This window comes from Photorhabdus thracensis, from assembly GCF_001010285.1.
Lineage (GTDB): Bacteria > Pseudomonadota > Gammaproteobacteria > Enterobacterales > Enterobacteriaceae > Photorhabdus > Photorhabdus temperata.
Genome location: NZ_CP011104.1, coordinates 5,110,261 through 5,135,947, shown reverse-complemented (window position 1 = coordinate 5,135,947; position 25,687 = coordinate 5,110,261). Strand labels below are relative to the sequence as shown.

The 25,687-nt window shown below is 51.7% G+C and carries 18 protein-coding genes; all 18 read left to right on the top strand.

Features of this window, described 5'->3' with window-relative positions:
- Positions 1 to 3 precede the first annotated feature (3 nt).
- Complete coding sequence (locus VY86_RS22360; RefSeq protein ID WP_046973462.1) at positions 4 to 816, top strand: toxin Tle1 chaperone Tla1; 813 nt, start codon at positions 4 to 6, stop codon at positions 814 to 816.
- Positions 797 to 1,309, top strand: a complete 513-nt coding sequence (locus tag VY86_RS22355) for a Tli1a family immunity protein (RefSeq protein ID WP_046973461.1) — start codon at positions 797 to 799, stop codon at positions 1,307 to 1,309. Before VY86_RS22360 ends, VY86_RS22355 begins: the two co-directional genes overlap by 20 nt.
- A gap of 51 nt (positions 1,310 to 1,360) precedes the next feature.
- Complete coding sequence (locus VY86_RS22350; RefSeq protein WP_046973460.1) at positions 1,361 to 1,873, top strand: Tli1a family immunity protein; 513 nt, start codon at positions 1,361 to 1,363, stop codon at positions 1,871 to 1,873.
- A complete protein-coding gene (locus VY86_RS22345; RefSeq protein WP_046976615.1) occupies positions 1,861 to 4,341 on the top strand; it encodes a T6SS phospholipase effector Tle1-like catalytic domain-containing protein in 2,481 nt (826 codons plus the stop codon). The genes VY86_RS22350 and VY86_RS22345 overlap by 13 nt, the downstream gene beginning before the upstream one ends.
- A complete protein-coding gene (locus VY86_RS22340; protein ID WP_046973459.1) occupies positions 4,338 to 4,595 on the top strand; it encodes a PAAR domain-containing protein in 258 nt (85 codons plus the stop codon). The genes VY86_RS22345 and VY86_RS22340 overlap by 4 nt, the downstream gene beginning before the upstream one ends.
- Positions 4,592 to 5,737, top strand: a complete 1,146-nt coding sequence (locus tag VY86_RS22335; RefSeq protein WP_046973923.1) for a hypothetical protein — start codon at positions 4,592 to 4,594, stop codon at positions 5,735 to 5,737. Before VY86_RS22340 ends, VY86_RS22335 begins: the two co-directional genes overlap by 4 nt.
- Positions 5,718 to 9,104 carry an ImcF-related family protein gene (locus VY86_RS22330; RefSeq protein WP_082111289.1) on the top strand — a complete coding sequence of 1,129 codons (3,387 nt, stop codon included), beginning with the start codon at positions 5,718 to 5,720 and terminating at the stop codon, positions 9,102 to 9,104. The genes VY86_RS22335 and VY86_RS22330 overlap by 20 nt, the downstream gene beginning before the upstream one ends.
- Positions 9,105 to 10,010: 906 nt before the next feature.
- On the top strand, positions 10,011 to 12,404 hold the full coding sequence (locus VY86_RS22325; RefSeq protein ID WP_046976614.1) for a type VI secretion system Vgr family protein: 2,394 nt from the start codon (positions 10,011 to 10,013) through the stop codon (positions 12,402 to 12,404).
- A 10-nt stretch (positions 12,405 to 12,414) separates the two neighbouring features.
- Positions 12,415 to 13,425 (top strand): DUF4123 domain-containing protein, encoded by a 1,011-nt coding sequence (locus VY86_RS22320; protein WP_046976613.1) that lies wholly within the window; start codon positions 12,415 to 12,417, stop codon positions 13,423 to 13,425.
- Between the two features lie 17 nt (positions 13,426 to 13,442).
- Complete coding sequence (locus VY86_RS22315; protein WP_046976612.1) at positions 13,443 to 16,061, top strand: T6SS effector BTH_I2691 family protein; 2,619 nt, start codon at positions 13,443 to 13,445, stop codon at positions 16,059 to 16,061.
- A complete protein-coding gene (locus VY86_RS22310; protein WP_046976611.1) occupies positions 16,058 to 17,059 on the top strand; it encodes a putative type VI secretion system effector in 1,002 nt (333 codons plus the stop codon). Before VY86_RS22315 ends, VY86_RS22310 begins: the two co-directional genes overlap by 4 nt.
- A 166-nt stretch (positions 17,060 to 17,225) precedes the next feature.
- Positions 17,226 to 18,227: a putative type VI secretion system effector gene (locus VY86_RS22305; protein ID WP_046976610.1), complete on the top strand. Its 1,002-nt coding sequence runs from the start codon at positions 17,226 to 17,228 to the stop codon at positions 18,225 to 18,227.
- 204 nt (positions 18,228 to 18,431) lie between these two features.
- Positions 18,432 to 18,857 carry a hypothetical protein gene (locus VY86_RS26145; protein WP_238591534.1) on the top strand — a complete coding sequence of 142 codons (426 nt, stop codon included), beginning with the start codon at positions 18,432 to 18,434 and terminating at the stop codon, positions 18,855 to 18,857.
- Positions 18,858 to 18,859: 2 nt separating this feature from the next.
- Positions 18,860 to 19,183 (top strand): hypothetical protein, encoded by a 324-nt coding sequence (locus VY86_RS26140; RefSeq protein WP_238591532.1) that lies wholly within the window; start codon positions 18,860 to 18,862, stop codon positions 19,181 to 19,183.
- A gap of 54 nt (positions 19,184 to 19,237) precedes the next feature.
- The gene (locus VY86_RS22295) at positions 19,238 to 19,513 is read left to right on the top strand and encodes a PAAR domain-containing protein (RefSeq protein ID WP_046976609.1); all 276 of its coding nucleotides are present in this window, start codon (positions 19,238 to 19,240) and stop codon (positions 19,511 to 19,513) included.
- Positions 19,513 to 20,685, top strand: a complete 1,173-nt coding sequence (locus tag VY86_RS22290) for a hypothetical protein (RefSeq protein ID WP_046976608.1) — start codon at positions 19,513 to 19,515, stop codon at positions 20,683 to 20,685. Before VY86_RS22295 ends, VY86_RS22290 begins: the two co-directional genes overlap by 1 nt.
- A complete protein-coding gene (locus VY86_RS22285; protein WP_046976607.1) occupies positions 20,678 to 24,031 on the top strand; it encodes an ImcF-related family protein in 3,354 nt (1,117 codons plus the stop codon). Before VY86_RS22290 ends, VY86_RS22285 begins: the two co-directional genes overlap by 8 nt.
- Positions 24,031 to 25,611 carry a type VI secretion system protein TssA gene (gene tssA / locus VY86_RS22280; protein ID WP_046976606.1) on the top strand — a complete coding sequence of 527 codons (1,581 nt, stop codon included), beginning with the start codon at positions 24,031 to 24,033 and terminating at the stop codon, positions 25,609 to 25,611. Before VY86_RS22285 ends, tssA begins: the two co-directional genes overlap by 1 nt.
- The last annotated feature ends 76 nt before the right edge of the window (positions 25,612 to 25,687 follow it).

The following is a 25,687-nucleotide window of genomic DNA, read 5'->3' as shown; positions in this document are numbered from 1 at the left end:
CCGATGAATGATGATCAAATAGCCGACTGGATTGCCGCACTTGAGGCGTCAGCAAAGGATGTCGGTATGCATTGCCTCGATATCATCGTGGATCAGTCCGGGAGCGAGTTCTCGCTGATCCCGGCGTTGAAGAGTTTTTCGCCTGAAATCAAATGGTGCTCGCTGTTTCAGGGATTGCCCGAAGAGATGGTGGTGGTGGATGCGCCGGTATTGATCCGGATTGATTTAACACACTCCGACCAGCGGCAATGGATGCAGGAAATTATCCTGCGCTTAAGGGAAGAACCCTTGCTGCTGATTTTATGTTCGTCATGGTCATTTGACCTGTTGTCTCGGTATTTAATTCAATGTACGAATGCCGCATACGCGGGACAGGCGGGTATTTTACGCTTTTTTGATCCGCGTATTTTTCCTGTGCTGTTTTCTCATGTGTTGGATGAGGAGCAGCAACAGCAATTACTCCGGCCCGCGTTGTTCTGGAGCTGGCTTGATCATGACGGTGTTCCTCAATTTGTTTTAGGGGCGGGCGACTCAGGGCCAGCAAATGAAACTATTGAAAAAATCGATCTGACGGATGAGCAATTTGAACACCTCTTATGCGTCTCTGATGCGTATCTTCTTGCACAGCAACTCAATGCGGATGAATACCCAGAAGTCACCGGTGAACAACGGTTCAATAGCTGCTATGCCCTGATGGTAGAGGCATCAAACACCCACGTTTTACTGGATGATGACAGAGAATCATTCGTGCTCAGGCATCTCAAATCCAGATTATCCCCCAGTGAAGGAGTCGAAGATGAAAAAACAACAGCTTAGGCTGACGGTTTTGTGTCTGTTATTGGCTGTCTGTAGCCAGTTTCCGGCACAGGCGGGAACCATTGAGGCGATTAACCATACCAAGTGGGCAATTAATCGGTTCAGTGTGGATGGTTCGCCAGGTATCGATATTATCGGACCGTACCAGGGCGGAGGGGGGGGGTGTTGCTATCGGACCCCAGATAAATGGCAACCAGGGATGACTGTTCGGGTGGATTGGGAGACAGGTGTAGGGGAAATGGATGGTTTTCCCGGTTTTGCGGATAGAGAAAAATATTATGCATGGAAAAACAAAATTGATGCCCAGAAGCGCCAACATAGCCAAGTAGTACCGGTACCCGATTATACCGGGCAGCGCACCTGTGGTATTACGGTGCATTTTTTACCCTGTGATCAAGTCAAAGTCACCACCTCCTGCAACACCTATAACAGTCCCAATTATCCAATTAAAGAACCTTTAAAAATGAAGGAGCCCAAAGTATGTCCGAAGTAATGCATACAGGCATCTCAAGTCCAGATTATCCCCCATGTGAAGGAGTCGAAGATGAAAAAACAACAGCTTAGGCTGGCGGTTTTGTGTCTGTTACTGGCTGCTTGTAGCCAGTTTCCGGCGCAGGCGGGAACCATCGAGGCGATTAACCATACCAAGTGGGCAATTAATCGGTTCAGTGTGGATGGTTCGCCAGGTATCGATATTATCGGACCGTATCAGGGCGGTGGGGGTGGTTGCTGCTATCGAGCCCCAGAGAAGTGGCAACAAGGGATGACTGTTCAGGTAAATTGGGAAACTGGTGTCGCTTTCTCTGATGATTTTCCTGGGTATGAAAATTGGGGGAAGTATTTGGCATGGAGGGAAAAAGTCAATGCCCAGAAACGTCAGCATAGCCAGGTAGTGCCGGTACCCGATTATACCGGGCAGCGCACCTGCGGTATTACGGTGCATTTTTTACCCTGTGATCAGGTTAAAGTCACTACCTCCTGCAACACCTATAACAGCCCCAATTATCCGATAAAAGAACCTTTAAAAATGAAGGAGCCCAAAGTATGTCCGAAATAAATCATAACGATGCTGTCTGGTTGCCCGCCCCTTTTCCTGCTCAGGGACGGTTGCCCGCTCGGGATTACCTGATTAGGCAAAATTGCCGCCAACAAATTAGTCAAGAGAGAGCTTACCATCAGGAGCTCTGTCTGGCTGCGGATCGTCGAGTGGCGCCGCCCTGCTGTAAGACCCTGCATGTCAGCCTGTTTTTTGACGGGACCGGCAATAATTTATATAACGACCTTTATCAGGCCGTTCCTAATCACCCAACCAATATTGTCCGCCTTTTCCAGGCGACGATTGGGGCTGGTTATGCGGGTGGCGCGTCAGGTAAGCCGTTGTTGGATGATATTGACAGCACCGGTGGAAAGTACTTTAAGTATTATATTCCCGGTGTGGGCACCCCCTTCCCGGAAATTAATGATCTGGATTACACCACATTAGGACTGGCTGGTGCTGACCGCGGTGAGGACCGGATCAACTGGGCGTTGCTGCGGTTGATTGATGTATTAAAACGCGTATTAGCAAACGACAAAATTGATGATACTGCTTGTCAAAAATCCCTTGAGGCGATGGCCACGACATGGCACACGCTGGGCTTGGGGGGGGCGCATAACCGTTATGGCGAGTTTTATAAGCAGTTTTTCCGCTTAAAACGTGAGCTAGTCATAGCCCGCAGCCAGCCGGGACGGGGCAAATCCAAACTGCTGGGAATGAAGTTGTATGTGTATGGTTTCTCCCGTGGGGCGGCAGAGGCGCGAGCCTTCGTCAACTGGCTGGCCGAACTGTTGCCGCCACCTAAAGGGGATAATTCGAAGCCGTTGCAGTGTCTGCAAGCGAAAAACGAAACCGACCCGGATGGTAACTTGCCCATCAGTGTGGAATTTCTCGGGCTGTTTGACACCGTGGCGTCGGTCGGGGTGAGCCATGTGGTTCCTGTCGTTGAAGGCCATATGGCCTGGGCAGACGGCACGCAGGAGCTGCCATCGGAGGAGACTTACGGCGGGTTGGTGAAACGCTGTGTGCATCTGGTCTCGACCCATGAACAGCGGTTGAGTTTCCCGATGGACTCCATTTGCCGTTCAGATGGCACTTACCCGACAGGCAGTACCGAGGTGATTTATCCCGGTGTGCATTCTGATTTAGGGGGCGGTTATCCACCGGGAGAGCAGGGTAAATCAATAGATAAAACAGACGGATTACTGTTGTCTCAGATAGCCCTGCATGAAATGTATGCCGCAGCCTTTCAGTCCGGGGCACCTCTTAAGGTTCCGAAGTCGGTATTACCTAATGATTTACGACATCAATTGTGGCGGGCAATACCCACTGATGTTCAGCAAGAATTTGAAGCTGCTCTTGAACTTGTCAACCGTTTCAACGCCTGGCGTGAAGTCACCCTGGGCCTGGAGATGCCTAAACAACCCTTGTCGGAAGAGGAAGCTGCCCGCTTTGAACCGGTACGGTCAGCTGTGGCGCTGGAGCAGGCCATGAAAAACCAGCTGGACTGGCTGACAGCCTGGCGTATCAACCGTTACGTCGGCGGTACGCTGCTCAGTACGCCGTTTTTCCATGAAGCCCCCAACCGTGATGCGAAAAAAGCCCACTATGAGCAAAGTCAGCAGGCGCAGGAAGAAAAGCAACAGGCGGTGTTAAAGCAACGGAAAGCCCAGCGGACGGCTTTCGCTTCTAGCGGTGGACGGGGAGAGCCCCCAGTGTTAGCCCCAGGAGTGCCGGATTTTGACCCGGAAACTGCGCAGAATCAGTTGCGGGAAGCAGCTGCGGAATTTAGCCGTGACTACCGGGGAGAACGGCGTGAAATACACAGTGTGAAGCAATTTGTTGTTGATGACATTCTGGGCAATGCCCTTTATCTGTTGAACAGTGATGATGAGGATAAGGAATATCAGCAAATGAAAGCGGCGGGAGAGGTGTTGGTCAAACGGCTTTTTCGGTCAGTCCCGGCGGGAAAAACCGGTCAACCAGAATCACCGGAGTCATTGCTGGTCGACCTGTATGACAATCAAGTGCATGATTCCCGCGCCTGGTTTATGTACTCTACGTTGGATACGCGCGAGCCGGAGGGCGGTTATTTCCGTTACCGGGTGATTTACTTCGGCAAAATGTGTAATAAACCCCTGTCGCTTTTGACGGTGGGCGGCAATGTGGTGGGGGCCGCGTCACCGGTTGGCAGTGCCTTGTTTATCTTCAAACGGAAAAAAGTCGGCAACATGGTGGCGGATGCCATCGACGAAGTTCATTTTACTCAGCTGGACGTGAGCGCCCACGATTTATCCACCCGGGAACTGATCCCCATGTTACCGGATGCAGAGCAGACGAAAGCGTTCACCCATCATGTGGGCGAGGTGACCGGTCAGCAGAGACAGTTTATCGAAGCGCGGCGATTGCAAATCGGCAAAGAGAATCTCAAAGCGCGTTGGGCAGGAAAGACGCTGGAACTGACTCCGCGAGGGGAGCCGGAGAAATGAAAAATGTTATCCGTCAGGGCGATAGCCTGCGCGAATACGGCGGCAAAGTATTGTCGGGCCACTATCTGTGTTTTGGTCAACCGATAGCCTGCAAGGGTGATCCGGCTAAGTGTAACCGGCATGGCATGACCACCATTGCTCAGGGGAGTGCATCCTGCCTGATAGAGGGTCAGCCAGTGGCATTACACGGTCATCGTTGTGAATGTGGTTGTACGTTAGTCAGCTCTTTTCCCGATTATCAGGTGGCGTCATGAAAACCCGTCCCCTTTTTCCACCTTATCGGCAGGCTTCACCTCCCCGTTTTAAACGCTGGTTGGCAGCAGGCGCCGGAGGGGTATTGCTGGTCAGTAACCTCGTCGCGCTGATAAGACCTGAAATCGATGACGCTTCAGCCTTGTACGCCATGATCCCCGGACTGGCGGCGTTATGGCTGTTATGTCTGCTATTCCGCTGGCTGTTTTACCGTTTTGCCCGGCATAACGCCTGGATTTATCAGCAACAGGTTGAGTGGGTGCAGCAACGTTGGTGGCGCAAACATCGTCAGCAGATGGCGCTGGCGGACTGGGTGTTGGTCGGGCCGCTGGGGATCACGCCTGATGTGTGGCTGAGTGTGATTAATCAGTCCCATTGTCGCCCGGAGCCCCTCAGGGAAAAAACCGGTCCGGCAGTTCGCCTGTTGCGTTCTTTTGTCTCGGATAGTGAGCAACGGGAAATCCAATTGGCGAAAATGGCGGTGAATCAGTGGCGAAGCCAGCATCAGGAATCCTTGAAGTGTACGCCGCTGCACTGTTACTGGCTGGGCTCTGCCGCTGTCTGGCAGGGGTTTGCCGCCCAGATGGCGGTGCGGTTTCCTGATGTGGTGTTACCTGAACAGCCGCAATACTGGCGCGGTATTGACACCCTGGATGAGATGATTGACCTGCTGAATGCGACAACAGGCAGTCAGGCGACTATTTTGTGCGCAGGTTGCCAGTGTGTGGTCAGTGAGGCGGAGTCAGCCTTGCCGGCGGGTGAAGCGGCTTTTATTTGGTTGCTGAAAAAAACCGGCAAAGTGGCGTTGACCCGCGGTGAATATTTTCAGACTCAAGAGGATGAACAGGTTATGGATGTGGCGGCCCGGGCGCTGATGCAGGCGGATATCACCCAGCCACCGGAACCCTGTTTTCTGTTTTCCCAGCCGGAGGTTTCCTCACTGGAAGAGACCGGCTGGAATGTCACTCAACATGTGCAGGATCTCAATTGGGGCAATATTGGCGGGATGGAAGCGGTCGTGGTGCAAACACTGGCGGCTATCTCGGCGGAAAATACCGGCCAGCCCTGTGGGTGGTTAGCCCGTGATCCTCAACATGCTTTAGCGTTTGGAATAGTGAAATCTTATGGCACTGCAAGAGAATAAATTACAACCTGTTTCAGTGGTGAATACACTCATCTTACTGGTGGGAACCATTACCCTGTTGGTTTCGTTAGTTGGCCTGGGATGGTGGTTTTGGGGAGAACACCAAACCACGGATACCGAGACGTTCAATCATTTGTTACGGGTTTGTGGAATAGCCTGGGTGCTCATGGTGGTGGTGAGTATGCTGGGTTTTATCACGGTTACGTTGTTTGTCAAAAACAAAGTGACTGACACGAAGCCGGATACCCGGCCACTTTTTCCCGTCAGCAAACCGTATAATTATGGTGATTTAGGCGATCGCCTGTACCGTCGTTACGGGATGTTCTGGTGGTATAAAGTCCGTATCTTGTTGTTGGTGGGCGAACCTGAACAGGTGGAAGCCATCGCGCCGGGGCTGACCACCCAACACTGGCAGGAGGGCCATCGTACGCTCCTGCTGTGGGGCGGCAGTTTGCAAACTGAGCCCGATGCCGCGCAACTGGCGGCCCTGCGTCGCTTGCGCCGTTTCCGTCCGCTCAACGGTATCGTCTGGGCGCTGACCGAACAACAAAGCGCTCAGCCTGTCTGGATGGATAAAGCCCTGCGAATGTTGCAGAAACAGGCCCAACAGTTACGCTGGCAGGCACCTGTCTATTTGTGGCAGGTGTGCCACAGTATCTGGTCACAAGAAGGACGGGTGACTCAGGCAGTGGGGGGCTTTTTTCCTGAACGCTGTACCCCCGAGATTGTGGAAACCCAGCTGCAACAGTTGATTGACCCGATACGCAAGCGGGGGATGCAGCAACTGTTGCCCAAGAATGCCCATGATTTTTTGTATCGGCTAGCCTCCACGCTGGAGAAAAAAGGCATTGACCACTGGCGCAAGGTATTGACGCCGTGGCTGGCGGAGTACGCTCAGGTCGTGTCGCTGCGTGGCCTGATGTTCAGTCTGCCGTTGGAAGCGACCCCGGATGCAGGACCGCAAAGCTGGTTGCCCGATGCTGCCTGGCAGGGGGTATTAGATGACAGTCTGCACTGGCATGGCAGACGGGTCGGATGGATCCAGCGGCGCAACGTTTATAACGGCCTGATGGCCCTGGCCTTATTATGGGGAGCAGGCAGTGTGCTCTCCTTTTTCACCAACCGCGACCAGATAATGGCAGTCAACGCGGCGGTGACTGATTTGCAAGCCCGTCCTGAGGCGTCCGACGCCCAGTTGATGGCGTTTAAGGCTCTGCGCGATGAAATGGGCCGGTTACAATATCGGGCCGAACACGGTGCGCCCTGGTATCAGCGTTTCGGTTTGAATCAAAATCAGCCGTTATTGACGGCGGTGCTGCCGTACTACACCCAGATAAATAACCGCCTGATACGGGATAAAGCCGCGGCGATACTGCACCAAAAATTGAGCGCCCTGGTGAATTTGCCGCCGGGCAGCCCGCAACGAGCCTTCCGGGCGAAAGCCGCGCACAACCAACTCAAAGCCTATCTGATGATGGCGTACCCACAAAAAGCGGATGCCGCGTTTTTAACCCGCGTCCTCAGTGAAAACGAACCGGATCGGGCCGGTATTGCCCCCGGCGTCTGGCTGAGTGCCGCGTCGGATTTGTGGGATTTTTATGCAGAAAATCTGCCCGCCCATCCTGAATGGCGGATTACGCCGGACACGGCGTTGGTCAGTCAGGTGCGCCGGATATTGCTGGCGCAGATGGGGCAGCACAATGCAGAAGCCACGCTCTACCAGCAGATGCTGCAATCGGTGGAGCAGGATTATGCCGACCTGACCTTAAGGCAGATGACCGGCGACACCGAGGCGGAACGGCTGTTTACCACCACGCGGGTGGTACCGGGGATGTTTACCCGTCAGGCGTGGGAAGGGCAGATACAGAAAGCGATGGATAACGCGGTGGCTTCACGCAAGGAAGCGATTGACTGGGTGCTGAGTGATAACCGTCAGGCCGTCCCGGCAGCCGTCTCACCGGCAGAGCTGAAAGCCCGCCTGACCGCCCGTTACTTTACTGATTTCGCCGGGGCCTGGCAGGATTTTCTCAACAGCCTGCGCTGGAATAAAGCGCGTAATCTGTCCGAGGTAACAGACCAGTTAACCCTGATGGCGGACGGGCGTCAGTCCCCGCTGATAGCGTTGATGAACACCGTGGCATATCAGGGGCAGACCGGCCAGCAAGGCCCGACGTTATCGGCGTCACTGGTGAAATCCGCTAAGACGTTGCTGAATAAAACGGCGGTGCCGGTGATTAACCCACAAGCCCCCGAACTGAGCGGGCCAATGGACCGCACCTTCGGTCCGTTACTGGCGCTGATGGGGAGAAATAAGGCATCGGATGTAATCACGGCGGACAGCAACCTCAACCTGCAAACCTTCCTGACCCGAGTCACACAGGTGCGGCTGAAACTGCAACAGATGGACAACAGTGACGACCCCTCGGAGATGGCGGGCAGGCTGGCGCAGACGGTGTTTCAGGGCAAAAGCACCGACCTGACCGAAACGCAAGGCTACGGCAATCTGATGGCCGCCAGTTTGGGTGACCAATGGCGCGGTTTTGGTCAGACGATGTTCGTGCAGCCGTTAAATCAGGCGTGGCAGGGGATACTGAAACCGTCTGCGGCCAGCCTGAATGCCCAGTGGCGGACGGCAATCGTGGCTAACTGGAATACCGCCTTTGCCGGTCGTTACCCGTTTGCCGGTGGGGAGAGTGACATTTCATTGCCGATGTTGGGGCAGTTTATCCGCCCGGACACCGGGCGCATTGAGCAGTTTTTGACGCGCCAGTTAGGCGGGGTGCTGCATAAAGAGGGTAACCGCTGGGTGCCGGACAGGGTGAACAGTCAGGGGTTGCAGGTTAATCCGCGTTTCCTGAAAGCGGTAAATCAGCTCAGTCAGTTATCGGATGTGCTGTTTGCGGACGGCAGTCAGGGGCTGCGGTTTGAACTGCGTGCGCGAGCTGCACGGGATGTGGTGGAAACCGACCTGACGATAGACGGGCAGAAATTGCGTTACTTCAACCAAATGGAAAGCTGGCAGCGTTTTCGCTGGCCGGGGGAGACCTATAAACCGGGGGTGATGCTGACCTGGACCAGCGTCAATGCCGGGGCGCGGCTGTTTGGTGATTATCCGGGAACCTGGGGGCTCATTCGCTGGCTGGAACAGGCGAAGGCGGAAAAGCTGGATGAAAGCCGTTACCGGCTGACATTGATGATGCCGGACGGTTTGCCGGTGACCTGGATATTACGCACGGAAATGGGCGGCGGGCCGCTGGCGTTATTGAAACTGCGGGGATTTACGCTGCCGAAAGCGATTTTTGTGGTGACGCCGGGTGTTGGCACCAATATGCCGGCGATGGATGACGATGATGGGGCGGCAGAATAATCTTGTGTGACCGGTTTAATTCGGTGTTATATCAATTTATGGTCAGGAATAATCTTATCGCAGACTGAGGGGCAGATATTTCCTCATTAATGAGGATTAATGACGGGTTTGCTGACCATTATCACCGGAAAATCATGAAAATATTAAATGGGTTTCCGCTGCTCACCGGGATGACATATATCGTAATAATATTCCCATCTAATAAGTCGTGCTTTGTTTTTGCGAGAAGGATTAGGCTTGATTGGTGGTGGTAAGAATATTGTCGTCTGTTTTTGGCTATCACTGAAGGTATTCTCATTCGCATATTATGAATGAGAATCATTATTTTTCACTCTTTTTTACCTATTTTGGTAGCGGGATGTAAAATGAGGCTGTTTGTTTTATTTTAATTTTAACTAATTGATTATAATCAAAATAAATAATTTAATTATGGATTGTCTGCGCTGTTGTATTAAATCTGGCGAGTCATGCTATTTTTTATGATAAATAAATTCTTTTTATGTAAATAAATGTAATTTTATTTGTATTTTATTAAGATAAGGTATTTGTTATCTTGTTTTATCGGTTTTTATATTTATTTTGCATTTGACATGTTGTGCTATTTGATAAAAAAAGACTTGATTTATATATGCACCCATTAAGAGGATGTGATGATTCCTTAATAGTCCATGCTGTTAAGGAATCATCATTGATGGCGTAGGGATAGCCCGATTAATTATTTTTACTCCGGTTGAGAAATACCTAATCTGATTTATTGTTTTCCGGATTTATTCTGACTGACTCCCGGATCTTTATTCGGATTGAGTTCCGTTCGGCCCTGAATACCGTCTCTTGCCAGCGATGACCTTATGGGCCTCAGTATACGGCTATGGGCGGCATCATACCTGAAGCAAGTGGGAGAAAATGATGAACAACACAACCCCGGCGATCATCTTTGATCACAGCCGCTACAAACTGAACGTGTGGAAAAATACTGCGCCGCTGGATGTGGTGGCGTTTAGCGGGCAGGAATTCTTAAGCCGGCCTTTTCGTTACGCCATTGAATTCACCAGCCCGGTGAAAGATATCAAACCGGCGCAGATGCTGATGCGGGACGCTTCGTTTACCCTGACGTCGCCCGCGATTAATCCGGGAATGCGGGGCATGCCGGTGATACCGCCGGCGCCGCTGCGCACAATCTACGGGGTAATCAGCGAATTTAAGCTGTTGTCCACCTCGCGGGATGAAAGCCGTTACGAAGTGACCCTGGAGCCGTGGCTGGCTCTGTTATCGAGAAGCCGCCAATTCGCCATTTATCAAAAGATGTCGGTACCGGAAATCGTGGAAAAAATCCTGCGTGAACGACACGGTTTTCGCGGCCAGGATTTCTTATTCACCCTGGCGTACCCCTGCCCGAAGCGGGAGCAGGTGATGCAATACGACGAAGATGACTTGCGTTTTGTGCAACGCCTGCTGGCGGAAGTGGGGATCTGGTACAAACTGACCGCGGACGATCGGCTGAAAATTGACGTGGTGGAGTTTTACGACGATCAGCGTTACTACCAGTTTAATGTCTATATGCCGGCCCGCAATCCGTCAGGGATGCACGGCGGGGAGGAAGATGTGGTGTGGGGCATGGAAACCGCACATCAGGTGGTGGAAGGCAAAGTGGTGACCCGCGATTATGACTACCGTGACGCGCTGCCGCAATACGGTATGGATGCCGAAGTGGATGTGACGCGGGGCAATGAGACCCTGTATGGCGAAGCGTACCATTATCGGGATAACAACTACCGGGTGTTAGGCAACCGTTACGACCTGGATCCGGCAGTGGAAAGCGGGGTGTTCTATTCCCGGCTGCAACATGAACGTTACCTGAATCGACAGACTCAACTGCGGGGATTGACGACATCCGCGACGCTGTTACCGGGCCAGGAGTTGAAAGTCAGGGGTGAAGCGCCGGAAGCCTTCCGTAAAGGGGCAGTGATAACCGCTATTCGCAGCAGTGCGCGCCGGGATCGCAGTTTTGAAATGGCATTCACTGCGATCCCCTACGCGGAAAACATCTGTTTTCGGCCTGAATTGATCCCGAAACCGCGCATAGCGGGCACCTTGCCGGCCCGGGTGAGCAGCACGGTCGTGAACGACCGGTACGGGGATATTGATAAAGACGGGTTGTACCGGGTGGCGTTTGATTTTGACCGGGCGGAATGGCCGCAGGGGGGAGAAAGCCTGTGGGTGCGTCTGGCTCGTCCCTATGCGGGTGACACCTACGGTTTTCACTGGCCGTTGCTCGAAGGTACCGAGGTGGCGATCGCATTTGAAGGGGGCGACCCGGATCGGCCCTATATCGCCCATGCGCTGCACGACTCAAAACACCCGGATCACGTCACCTTGTTCAACTACAAACGCAATGTCCTGCGTACCCCGGCGAATAACAAATTGCGCATGGACGATGAGCGCGGTCGGGAGCACATCAAACTGAGTACCGAATATGGCGGTAAGAGCCAGCTCAATCTGGGGCATCTGGTCGACAGCCAGAAACCGCACCCGGATAAACGGGGTGAGGGCTTTGAGTTGCGCACTGATGACTGGGGCGCGATCCGGGCCGGTAAGGGGTTGTTTATCAGTGCGGATGGGCAGACCAACGCGGAGGGAGACGTGTTGGCAATGCCGGCGGCGTTGTCGGAGCTGGATGCGGCCCTTCAGACTGCGGCGGGATTGCGTTACGCCGCTGAAGCGGCGAAAGCGGAATTGGCGGATATCGAAGCCCAGACCGCATTTATGAATCATACCCTCAAAGAGCTGCAACAGCGAGCGCTGTTACTTTCAGCACCGTCAGGCATTGCTCAGGTGACACCGGGCAGCTTGCAGCTTTCTGCCGGTGAAAATCTGATAGCGACAGTTGGCCGTGATGCGGATATGAGCATCACCAAAAAATTCCGGCTGGCGGTGGGTGAAACCCTGAGTTTATTTGCCAAAACTCTGGGTATGAAGTTGTTGGCCGCCTCCGGTAAAGTGGAGATTCAGGCCCAGACCGGTGAGATGGATTTACTGGCCCAGCAGGCGCTGCGCCTGGTCAGCCAGGAAGACACGGTGACGATATCCGCGAAAACTGAACTGCGGCTGGAATGCGGTGGCGCTTATATCTCGCTGAAAGACGGTCATATTTCGTTTGCCGGCCCGAAGAATGCCCGGTTTCAGTGCGATGTTTTCCAAAAAGCAGGCCCCGCCAGTCAGAGTTCAACCCTGACATTGCCTGACCGTTGTGCGTCAACGGAAGAGCATGTAGCAACTGCTCACGATAGCGTGGTGGAATAAGGAATATCTGATGACTCAGATTCAAATTGATTACGATTTTTCTCCTGATGTTATAGACAGGCAAAGAATCTGCTTGTTGGCTGACTTGCATAACGCGTTTACCCAACAGGGTGGACAGGGGCTGCTGCTGGTTGATCCGGCGGTTTTCCTGAATAGCCGACAGGATGAGTTGCTGCCTGCGGCAATCCTTAACCATCAGCCTGCCGCTATAGCGATCCAGATAAAGCATCCCCGCTTCGAACCCCGCTATTCTCCCTGGCTGATACCGCTGGATATCAACCAGCCTGAGGATGCTCACATGCTGGAGTTGAGTATTACGCAAGCGTTGCAGGAGGCCGACCCGGCGGAGTTGATTGCCGGACGAGGTCGAATGGTTTGTGGCTGGCTGTTCAGTGCTCATCCGGTATCCGCGATTGCGCAACATCTCGGTATGACGGCGGTACAAACCTTGTCATCGGTACGGCAAATCGTGCTGCGTTTTTATGATCCGACAGTGAACAATGCCTTGTGGCCGTTGTTGGATACCTGGCAACGTTCGCGTCTGCTGGGGCCGCTGACAGACTGGTACTTGATCAACGGTGACGGTCAGTTACTGCACCGGGACAACGCTAAATCTGCGGCGGTGCAATATACCTTCTCACTGGCGTTGTCTCCGGAAAACGTGCAGGAAATAACCTGGTCAGGCCCGATGAGCCGGGCACTGCGCCGCTATCGTCAGGCACATCGTAACCAGTTACGCCGGACAGAGTCCGAAGCCTTGGCGATTATGCTGGCTTTACTGCGCCGGGTCGCTGAACGCGATGCCTTTAATCATGTTCGTGATCTGGAGGCGTGTGCTTTACATGGCTTGCTATACCACCCAGAGATCGATTTGCACCCCCGGATACAATCCTTGCTGTCCGGTGAGGAGGGTAACAGTACCCATGGTTATGCTGATCGTACAGCCGGATTGCCAGAAAAAACGTGGCTGGCGCTGGCTCAAGAATGTTGTCATCCCAAAACGTCCATTATTCCTTCATAAAATAAGGAGATACAGTCATGAATCGACCATTATGCAAAATGTGTGAGGCAACCGGCCCCGCACTGTTGCCGGTACGCTATTCGGTGGTGCCGGATAGTCTCCATGAAACCTTGCCGGAATGGGCGGAGACGTCGTTTCCAGCGGCCAAAGGCTACCATTATGCGTTGCGCGCCTTACGGCAGGGTTTTTTATATGTTTATTATTGCAATGCCGGGATATTTGCTCAGGAGAGCTGGGAGACCTGGAGTATCAGCGAGGACGGGGCGCTGTGGAAGCAATACAATGCGCCTTTTGGTGTTTTCCCTAAGAAAACCGCAGATTGTCACGCCCCGACGCATCAGAGCGCCAATGTGGAGTTTATCGTATTGCAGGATATCGCGCTGCGTCAGGATACCTGGCTGGCCTTTTCGCCTTCGGCCTGGAGTCCGGAGACAATACAGTATTATCACGATCACCCCGACGCGCGGGAAAAGCGGATGCAGTGCGTGAAATCCTGGCAATGGCGAGGGGTGCCGGAAGGGGAGGGGATCAGTGAGGTTACGGCAGACACCCTGAATACGGTGATGGATTACCGCCCGGTAGATATGTATTGCCCCACCTACCTTCTGCCTCACAACCCTACAGCGGCCCGTATCAGCCGGACAATGGAAGAGGCGCCCTACTATACGTTTACGCCTAACGCGGTTGGCCCGCAGGGTACCCTCTATCCGTGGAGCAAAAATCGGGCCGGGAGTGCTGACATGACAGTCAGAGCGATGCAAAGACGGGGACAGGCAAGAGATGGCTCCCCGGTATCGCCGGTGTTGCTGGCCTTGCACGATCCGATTGGTATTGCTCATGAACTGGCCGGGTGGAGTGATGATATCGTCGGGGCGCATAAAACCTGGCTGGATGAACTGTCGATTGAGTTTATGACGGACAGTTCACTGAATGGGGCGGAGAATCAATTGCGTCAAATGAACGCCGCGGATGTGCAAGGGCAGGTTGATAAAGTTCTTGAAGTCACTAAGCAGAAGGAGTACGGGGTTTTTTCCGATCAGCAGAAAGCTAAGCTCAGAGAGAATGTGACTCGTATCATGGTGAAAGCGAATGAGCAAACTTTTGAGCAAGCTTTTGCCCATGATTGGGGGAAATACACGAAAGAGCTGAATCTGGCGAAACGGCAGGCATTTCACCAAAAGTATGCCGATTTTTGTACTGAAGTGGCGAAAAAGCTGGAGCAACTGGCCCAGCTCAGGGTGAGCTGGCTCCAGGAGAGTCGGTTTATCACCTGTTGCCGGGATTTCTACTCAACCCGGCTGGCGGATAACCTGAATTATCGGGAAGCGGTGGATTATGCCATGGCTTCACTGAATATCACAGAAACCGGCAGCGCATTTTTAGACCGCTTAATCGACCAGTATTCAACCTTATCGGAGAGCAATATTGTCTGGCGCTCGTTACTGCTGAATAACCCGGATGTGATGGCGGAAATGAGCGGATTTTTGCAACAGATGTCCATGAATAAGGGGGATGTGAAACCCGCAAACATTGAAAAATTTATGGACATTGTGTCGTCATTGAGCGGGAAACTGGCCGAGGCTTACGATAAGGCGAATGAAGCGCTGGAAAAACCGCCCACGGCCAATAGCTCATTTGCCCGTGCCATGTTGCATTGTGACCGGCGACTGGTCACGCTGGGTGACCGGTTCTTTAACTTTACCCGTTTAGGGAAAGTGCTGAACAGCCGGAATGAAATGCTGAGTAAGACGTTGTTCTCGGTGATTTCCGGCGTGCCGTTTGATCAGGCGGTTGAACTGTCGGTATCGCAGCTTAAAGATGGCGATGAGTTTAGGCAGCAGGTGTCGAAGGAGCTTAAGGCATCGGGATCGGATGCTCGCCTTGAAACTAAAAATAACTATAACCGTGATTTTAAAGAATTCGCACAAAGTGCGGAAGGGGAACCGGCGTTAAAGAAATCGCGGATTAAATTACTGGTTTTGATTTTCAATGGGTTGGAGTTTGCCAATCAGTTAAAAGAGAGTAAAGGGGATACAAAGGGCCACGCCCAGGTGACCTCCGCGTTTTTAGGTACACTGAGTACGGCGATGGAGATTGTGACGCCGGCAGTTGAGCACGGCATAAAAAATATGGCGGCGACTGATTCCATTAAATTTATTGGGGTGAGTGCCGGTACGCTTGCTTCTGCATTAAATCTGGGCGTCGATATCAGTGACTTTAGATCTGAACGTCATGGTCAAGGGCGTTGGCAGTTTATTGGTCTTTACGGCCTTAAAGGTGCTTATGATTTTGCGCAACTTACCAAAGCATTAAACGGCTTATTAAAAGTATTAGTTGATAGGGCATTGCTTGTACCTAAGAACTTACTTCTTGAAGGGACGGCAAGGCTTTTGGCATGGGAAACTTTTGCCTGGCTGCTCAGTTGGGAGGCGATGCTCGTTATTTTTATTGTCGAAGAATTAGTGACGTATTTTTCTGATAATGAGTTACAAAAATGGTGTCGGAATTGTGTGTTTGGTTTGGAGCCGGCAACAGGCTTGAAATCAACCCAATTTATTGACCCTGAATCGCAGCGAAACACGCTGTATGAAGAACAACGTAAAGACTTTGCTAACGCAATGAAGGATTTGTCATGAGTACTTGTCGCTCTTTTAAAGAGGCTATTGACTTTAAGGAAATAAAAAGTCAGAGAAGTAGCCTTAATACACGAATAGAGGTTAAGCGAGAAAGGATTCAACGTTGTCCTGAAGATAGAGCCGAAGTGGAAAAAGCAATAGCGGAGGTTCAGGCTCAAATCCCGGCACTGGATGCCATCTTAGCAAAAGAGCCGCCCCCGCCGGAATTACCGCCGCGTAAGCCATTAATCAAAGTCAGTGGGGTATTGGAAGAATTTGAGACGCTCTGTGTGAGGGGCTATTTTTCCGATCGGGAATATGATCCGGCTGCCTTTGCCCATCAGGAGGAGCGGGAATTGTCTGGCGCATTATTGATGGCGATGATGGGAAATAGCTCGGCGGCAGCAGTAAATTCGCAAACCCAAGTGCGGGAAAGTGATGTCTGTGATTTTGTGCGGGGAAAAATTAATGGTATTCCTTTCCACGGTTGGTTGGGATTTACTACAACAAAAGCGGGTGATTACGTTGAATTAGTGGTGACGGAACAGGAGGGATATTATGTGGTTTATGCTATTGCTAATCCCGAATTAAGGGTTATTTCCATGACCCCGCGTTGCAATCAGGGAATTCATGCAGACTCTAAAGAGCAGGTATTTAATGCTTGCTGTTTTTTTTCGACTTACCTGCTTTTTTTAGTAATGGCAAATATTTTTTTTATTGGGGAAAATATGTTTGTATTTCTGGAATACGTACTTCCATTTTGTGCTTTGATGATAGCGATATTTGCACCCAGTACATATTACCAAAGTATGAAAAAACCTCGACCCTCAATTAGGTTGGCTGAGGCTATTTTCACTGCGTTAGGTTTCCCTGACCCTACAGAGGTTAATCTTAGACGATTAACAAAAAAGAGGCTTAAGGAAATTAAGGCTAATTCCCCTGAGAGGGAACCCGGTAAAGACAGTGAAAGAGTATTGCCAGATAGAGCTTGTTTCGTAAGCTATTATTACTATTACTGACTCAAGTAATTACCGGGTAATAAACTGTTATGTTTAGAGATATTATTTCTTTGATCAGATTGGTTGAAATTCTGAAATCAACCCAATTGATTGACCCTGAATCGCAGAGAAATACGCTATATGAAGAACAACGTAAAAGCTTTGCTGATGCAATTAAGGATTTGTCATGAGTACTTGTCGCCCTTTTAAAGATGCCATTGACTTTAAGGAAATAAAAAGTCAGAGAAAAGACATTGATATATCGATAGAGGTTAAGCGAGAAAGGATTCAACGTTGTCCTGAAGATAGAGCCGAAGTGGAAAAAGCAATAGCGGAGCTTCAGGCTCAAATCCCGGCATTGGATGCAATATTAGCAAAAGAGCCGCCCCCACCGGAATTACCGCCGCGTAAGCCATTAATCAAAGTCAGTGGGATATTGGAAGAATTTGAGACGCTCTGTGTGAGGGGCTACTTTTCCGATCGGGAATATGATCCCGCCGCCTTTGCCCGCAAGGAGGAACGGGATCAATATGGAGCATTGTTGCTTTCTATGATAGGAAATAGTTCAGCGGCGGCGGTGACTTCACAGACGCAAGTGAGGCTGGGTGATGTCTGTGATTTTGTGCAGGGAAAAATCAATGGTATTCCTTTCCACGGTTGGTTGGGATTTACCTCCGCAAAAGTGGGTGATTACGTTGAATTAGCGGTGATAGAGCAGGCGGGATGCTATGTGGTTTATGCCATTGCCAATCCTAAGCTGAGGGTTATTTCCATGACACCGCGTTGCAAACTAGGTATTCATGCAAACGCCAAATATCAGATACGTGGGACCTGGTATGGCTCTTCAGTTATTTTTTCTATGTTTATGGTGATGTGGGTTCTTCTCATTAGAGAAGATATTGTAGGATATATAAAATTCATGTCTTTATTTTGTATTATTATGGCGGTGGTATTTTCGCCCTTCATCTATATTTCCTGCATGAAAAACCCAAAACCTTCATTCAGGTTGGCTGAAGATATTTTCACTGCGTTAGGATTCCCTAACCCTACAGAGGTTAATCTTGAACGATTAACAAAAAAAAGGCTTAAGGAAATTAAGGCTAATTCTCCTAATAGGGAACCCAGTAAAGAGAGTGGAATAGTTTTGCCAGATAAGTATTATTTCGTAAGCCATTACTACTATTACTGATTCAAGTAATTATCGGGTAAGAAACGGTTATGTTTACAGATATTATTTCTTTGATCAGATTGATTGTGATTCTGAAATCAACCCAATTTATTGACCTAGAATCGCAGCGAAACTTTGAAAAAATCAGCAACGAATTATCGAAGGTAAAGTGTTATCTAATACTATTCGAGTGATAGGTAATTTTGTGTAAATTGAGGTTTTTTTATGAAACAGATCTATAAAATGGTTTTCGTCGGTTTTGCCATTAATGTATTAATATGTTTGGCTTCACTGGCGGCGACCAGGGAACTTTATGCCAGTTATGATGATCTTTCTTATCAATTACAGGGCGTGGTTGATAAGTTATTTATCGTGGATAAAGTGTTACAGGTTTTCATTTTCCTACAAATTGTTAATTTATTTATTATTATCAAAATGCCAAAATATGCAAAAATCAGTTCTTTTATCGTGTCCTGTGTTTTTCCGTTGGGGGTGGTTTATTTTATTGGGTGTTTATTGTCTATTCAACGCGTGGCACTTTCTTCATTTGCTGAGTGTGAAAATAATAATACCATCCCAGATAGCGCGGTTTATTTTTTACGGGACGAGTATCGATACAAAGCGTTAATTTGGAGCGGGGGGCTATTTTAGTCTTGATCAAAGGTTTAAGTAGTACGTGTATCACGATGGCGGTGATGCATTATGTCTCATATCGTAAAATAAAAGATCGTTATTTCTTTGCCGAGAAAGAGAACGGCTTTTTGTTAACCCCGACCACTTTTAGTAAAACGATTTTTTTGCCTTATGGATGTATTGAACAGGTTGAACAACGTAAAAATAAAGTAATTGTTTCCGTTAAGTTAAAGGGAAAAATCGACATAGTGTGTTCAACGAAATTTATTGATAGAGCCGAGCTGGAAAAAGTCGTTAATACGCTGTCGCTGGCGGCGTCAAATAATCAGGGTGATAAACAGTAGTTATTGCTGCTCTTGAGATGTGAAAAATTTATCCTTAATTATACCGGAGCCATTATGTTTGAAGGCATTATTCGCCTGGGTGATAAGCTCAGCAGCGGCGGTGAAGTGATTTCTGCTTCTTCCTCAATAGAAATTGACGGTAAAAGCGCCGCGTTATTGCATGATGTAGTCAGTTGTCCGCTGGAAGGGCATGGTATTAACCGTATTGTCAAAGCCAATGCCAAATTTATCTCTGATGGCAAGCCGGTCGCTTTTGATAAAGCCCTTTGTCAATGCGGTTGTTATGTCATTTCCAGCACATCGAAAATGGGTACCGGAGGGGAAGCGTGATGACCTGGGAAATTCCGGAACCGCATGTTGTGCACTGGCCGGCGTCGTTGAACTGGTCACTCTGGTGGCGGCTGTTCAGTCTGATATGTTTTGTTGTCGTGGTGGCCGCCAGTGGTTTTTGGTACGTGTTTGAAGATCCCCGTAGCGTGTTTTACGCTTTGGTTGTGGTAGTAGGAAACGCGATTGTGTTCGGATTGATAGCCGGTTGGCAGTTTTTTCGTTACGGCGTGGAATTGGAGCAGGCAGAGCGACTGACGCAGGAAAACGCCTGGCAGGAAGCGTATTGGCAAGCGTGGGCTTCACAGGGCATGAAGGTCGTGGATTATCAGGCGGTTTTTCCGCCTGAAGTCCCATCCCCGACGGACAGTGCGGTGTTAGTCAATGGCGATAGCGCCCTGGTCTTACCGCCTTTTCCAGGGCATACCCGCTTGTTTGAAGAGGTGTTAGGGCCGATGCGCCACAGTTTGCTGAAACATGTTACTCGCCGTCAGTTGACTATCTATTTCCCTTTACCGGTCGCAGAAACCGTTTGGCATCAATTCTGCCAGGTTTGGCAAAAGCTGGGGTTTTCTGTGTCGCAGTTACAAGGTCCAGTCGTGCTGAAAGCGGATTATGCCAGTCAACTCAATGACTGGCTGGTGACGGAAAGCCAGGATCTGATGCTGATAATCACATGGTCGTGGGAAAGTCATGATAGACACCGCAGGGCCAGTGATGGCGCAGTGGCCTGGTTATTAACAGCATCGTCTTCTAAGCTGCCGGCAAAATGTTGTTTGCATCGTACAATGACGACAATGCCTGATGATGCTCAACGGGATATCGCCCGGTTTCTGCATTATCAATGCCCGGCTGTCACGGCGAGGACGCTGTGGGACAACGATATTGATCCCGTCATAAAAGATCGCTTACTTATTCAGCTGAATCAAGTGTTGACATCTTCGTTATCACCGGAGGTGACGACAGCACCAGTCATGCCAGATCACCAGTGTGTGAGCCACTGGCTGGGGAAATCAGGGGATTTCACTGACTGGTTCACTCTGACGCTCGCCATGAGGATGGCGGAATATCAACATGTCCCTCAGCTTTTTCTGCTTTCTCAGTCTGCTACGTTACAACTGGGGACGGTCTCCCCAGTAAACCCGGCGATTTCATCAGGAAGTTCCTATGTCTAAAGCATTTATTACCCGTAATCTGGGGGTGGGGTTGATCACCCTGCTGATAGCACTGGTGTCAGGCGGGCTGTTATATCTCCGAGGGGATCAGTTAGGATTAAATACGCCGGCGCTCAAGATAGTCGTCTGGATAGTCAGTATGGTGGGTGTTATCTGGTTGTTGAACCTGATTCGTGACGGCAAACAGAGGACACCCCCACAGAAAATGCCTGTCAACGCTTTCAGGGGAAAAGCGCTTTCCTCGGAAGAGCCGTCTTATTTTTGGGCGCTAAAAAGCTGTGTTCGTCGGCGCTATGGTTATTTCTGGCGTTTTAAAGTGCGGATTTTACTGGTGACAGGTAAAAAGGCGCTCGTGGAAGCCATCGCGCCGGGGCTGACGACCCAACACTGGCAGGAGGGCCATCGTACACTCCTGCTGTGGGGCGGCAGTTTGCAAACTGAACCCGATGCCGCGCAACTGGCGGCCCTGCGTCGCTTGCGCCGTTTCCGTCCGCTCAACGGTATCGTCTGGGCGCTGACCGAACAACAAAGCGCCCAACCGGGCTGGATGGATAAAGCCCTGCGGATGTTGCAGAAACAGGCCCAACAGTTACGCTGGCAGGCACCTGTCTATTTGTGGCAGGTGTGCCACAGTATCTGGTCACAAGAAGGACGGGTGACTCAGGCAGTGGGGGGCTTTTTTCCTGAACGCTGTACCCCCGAGATTGTGGAAACCCAGCTGCAACAGTTGATTGACCCGATACGCAAGCGGGGGATGCAGCAAGTCCTGGCAGAGAATGCCCATGATTTCCTTTATCGTCTGTCATCCACCCTGGAGAAACAGGGGATTGCCCACTGGCGTAATGTGTTGACACCGTGGTTAGCGGAGTACAGTGAGGTGGTGTTGCTGCGCGGGTTGATGTTCAGTTTGCCGCTGAAAGCAAACCCGGACGCGGGACCGCAAAGCTGGTTGCCCGATTTTGCCTGGCAGGGGGTGTTGGCCGACAGTTTGCACCGGCACGGCAGACGGTTAGGGCGGGTCCAGAAGCGCAACGTCCATCGTGGCCTGATGGTGCTGGCCTTATTGTGGGGGGCCGGCAGTGTGCTTTCCTTTTTTACCAACCGCGACCAGATAATGGCGGTCAACGCGGCGGTGACTGATTTGCAAGCCCGTCCTGAGGCGTCCGACGCCCAGTTGCTGGCGTTTAAGGCTCTGCGTAATGAACTGGGCCGGTTGCAGTACCGGGCCGAACATGGTGCCCCCTGGTATCAGCGTTTCGGGCTGAATCAAAATCAGCCGCTATTGACGGCGGTGTTGCCGTACTACACCCAGATAAATAACCGGCTGATACGGGATAAAGCCGCGGCGATACTGCATCAAAAATTGAGCGCCCTGGTGAATTTGCCGCCGGGCAGCCCGCAACGAGCCTTCCGGGCGAAAGCCGCGCACAACCAACTCAAAGCGTATCTGATGATGGCCTACCCACAAAAAGCGGATGCCGCGTTTTTAACCCGCGTCCTCAGTGAAAACGAGCCGGATCGGGCCGGTATTGCCCCCGGCGTCTGGCTGAGTGCCGCGTCGGATTTGTGGGATTTTTATGCAGAAAATCTGCCCGCCCATCCTGAATGGCGGATTACGCCGGACACGGCGTTGGTCAGTCAGGTGCGCCGGATATTGCTAGCGCAGATGGGTCGGCACAATGCGGAAGCCACGCTCTACCAGCAGATGCTGCAATCGGTGGCGAAGGATTATGCCGATCTGACCTTAAGGCAGATGACCGGCGACACCGAGGCGGAGCAGCTGTTTACCACCACGCGGGTGGTACCGGGAATGTTTACCCGTCAGGCGTGGGAAGGGCAGATACAGAAAGCGATTGATAACGCGGTGGCCTCTCGTAAGGAAGCGATTGACTGGGTGCTGAGTGATAACCGTCAGGCCGTCCCGACAGCCGTCTCACCGGCAGAGCTGAAAGCCCGTCTGACCGCGCGTTACTTTACTGATTTCGCCGGGGCCTGGCAGGATTTTCTTAACAGCCTGCGCTGGAACAAAGCGCGTAACCTGTCCGAGGTGACAGATCAGTTAACCCTGATGGCGGATGGTCGCCAGTCCCCGCTGATAGCGTTGATGAACACCGTGGCGTATCAGGGACAGACCGGCCAGCAAGGCCCGACGTTATCGGCGTCACTGGTGAAATCCGCTAAGACGTTGCTGAATAAAACGGCGGTGCCGGTGATTAACCCGCAAGCCCCCGAACTGAGCGGGCCAATGGACCGCACTTTCGGTCCGTTACTGGCGCTGATGGGGAAAAATAATCCACAAAGTGTGATGACGGCGGACAACACCCTTAATCTGCAAACCTTCCTGACCCGAGTCACGCAGGTGCGGCTGAAACTGCAACAGATGAACACCAGTGACGACCCGTTGGAGATGGCGGGAAGGCTGGCCCAGACGGTGTTTCAGGGCAAAAGCACCGACCTGACGGAGACGCAAGGCTACGGCAATCTGATGGCGGCCAATTTGGGTGACCAATGGCGCGGTTTTGGTCAGACGATGTTCGTGCAGCCATTAAACCAGGCGTGGCAGGAGATACTGAAACCGTCTGCGGCCAGCCTGAATGCCCAGTGGCAGACGGCAATTGTCGCCAACTGGAACACCGCCTTTGCCGGTCGCTACCCGTTTGCCGGTGGGGAGAGTGACATCTCGTTACCGATGTTGGGGCAGTTTATCCGCCCGGACACCGGGCGCATTGAGCAGTTTTTGACGCGTCAGTTAGGTGGCGTGCTGCATAAAGAGGGTAACCGCTGGGTGCCGGATAAAGTGAACGATCAGGGATTGCGTTTTAATCCGCGTTTCCTGAAAGCGGTGAATCAGCTCAGTCAGTTATCGGATGTGTTGTTTGCAGACGGCAGTCAGGGGCTGCGGTTTGAACTGCGGGCTAGAGCCGCACGGGATGTGGTGGAAACCGACCTGACGATAGACGGGCAGAAACTGCGTTACTTTAACCAAATGGAAAGCTGGCAGCGTTTTCGCTGGCCGGGAGAGACCTATAAACCGGGGGTGATGCTGACCTGGACCAGCGTTAATGCCGGGGCGCGTCTGTTTGGTGATTATCCGGGGAATTGGGGGCTGATCCGCTGGTTAGCGCAGGCGAAGGCGGAAAAGCTGGATGAAAGCCGTTATCGGCTGACATTTATGATGCCGGATGGTTTACCGGTGACCTGGATATTACGCACGGAAATGGGCAGTGGGCCGCTGGCGTTGTTGAAACTGCGGGGATTTACCCTGCCGAAAGCGATTTTTATGGTGACGCCGGGTGATAGCGCCAATATGCCGGCGACGGATGACGATGATTGGGAGGCAGAATAATGTTGCAACAACTCCTGGCAAGCTGCTTTTCCGGGCGAGATGCGCTTGCCGAAGCACGGGAAAGCACCGCACGGTGGGAAAATTGGCTGCTGCCCATCAGTGCCGGGGCACCTGTTGGTGATGATCCGGTCTATAACGACGATTTTCAGCATATGCGCGAAGAGGTCAATAAACTCAGTGGCATTGATACGGCCCTTATCTGTGAACTGGCGGAAAAGCTGCTGACCACCCAATGTAAAGATGTGCGTGTAGCTGCCTATTATGTGTGGGCGCGTCTGCATCAGGATGGCGAACGTGGCCTGGCAGAAGGGCTGACGTTGTTAGCCGCATTAGCCGAACGTTTTGGTGAGGCGTTGCTGCCCTGCCGGGCGGACAGTCGTAAAGCGGCGTTCGAGTGGCTGACCGGCGTTAAAATTCAGGACAGTCTGTCACGTTATCCCGAGGTGGATCGGTCTGACTTTGAGCACATTCTGGTCGCATTGGCGTTGCTGGAACACGTCTTTGCGACCTGGGATGAAGATACCCGTCCAGCGCTTATCGGATTGGCGGGAACACTGGAAAATCGGTTGGCGCAATCGGGCGGCGTGGAGGCAGTCATCCCCCAAACGGCGGCACCAGTCTCCCCCTTTGCGGTACAACCCCCTCTGACCGCATGGCGCCCGATACAATCCGGGCGCGATCTGTTGGATCAGGCTCGTGAATTGGCGCGTTATCTGCGCGATCAACCCCAGGGCTGGCTCTCTTCAGCCCGGTTGATGCGCAGTATCCGCTGGGATACCGTGCATCAGCTGCCTCCACAGGATGTCACCGGGTTGACCCGGCTAGCCCCGCCCCGCACAGAGTATCGCGTTCAGCTAAAACGGCTCTATCGGCAACAGAATTGGCGTGAGCTGTTAGAACAGGCTGATCAGATATTTACGAAAAGCGTCAATCATTTCTGGCTGGATTTACAGTGGTACCTTTGTCAGGCGTTAAAACAATTGGGATGCCCTTATGACGGGTGGGCCGACATTGTTAAACAGGACTTGAGCAGCCTGCTTGAACGGCTGCCGGGGCTGGAGAGTATGGCTTATAACGACGGTACGCCCTTTGCCGATGAGGTGACCGCCGGCTGGATAGCCCAACAGGTTCACGCCAATCAGGCAGATTGGCAGTTTGAGCACAAGCCGATGCCATCCCGGCCTGATGATGACATTTTGTCCCTTGAGCCGGAGGCATTACAACTGGCGGACAGTGAAGGCATGGAGGCTGCGCTGCGTTGGCTGGAGCAACTGCCGGGGATAAAGGGGGTTCGCCACCGCTGGTTACAGCGCTTGCTGATGGCACGGGTGACTGAACAATGCGGCAAGCCTGACATGGCCCTGCATTTGTTGGCTGAATTGAATGCCAATGGGCTATTCAGTCTTGACGAATGGGAGCCGGAACTGATGTTTGAGGTCAAAGCGTGTCTGCTTAAGTTGTTGCGGATGAAAGCGCAACGCAGTGAACACGATAAGGCGAACATGGCACAACACAGAGAGACATTGCTGGCTGAGTTAGTGGCGATTGATCCCATCAGGGCGGCGGTGCTGTGTAGCTGATTGCCCTTGGAACACGGCAGGGCAATCTTATCCCTGTCCGACCCGTTTTACCCTCTTCACTGTATTTATTCTGAAC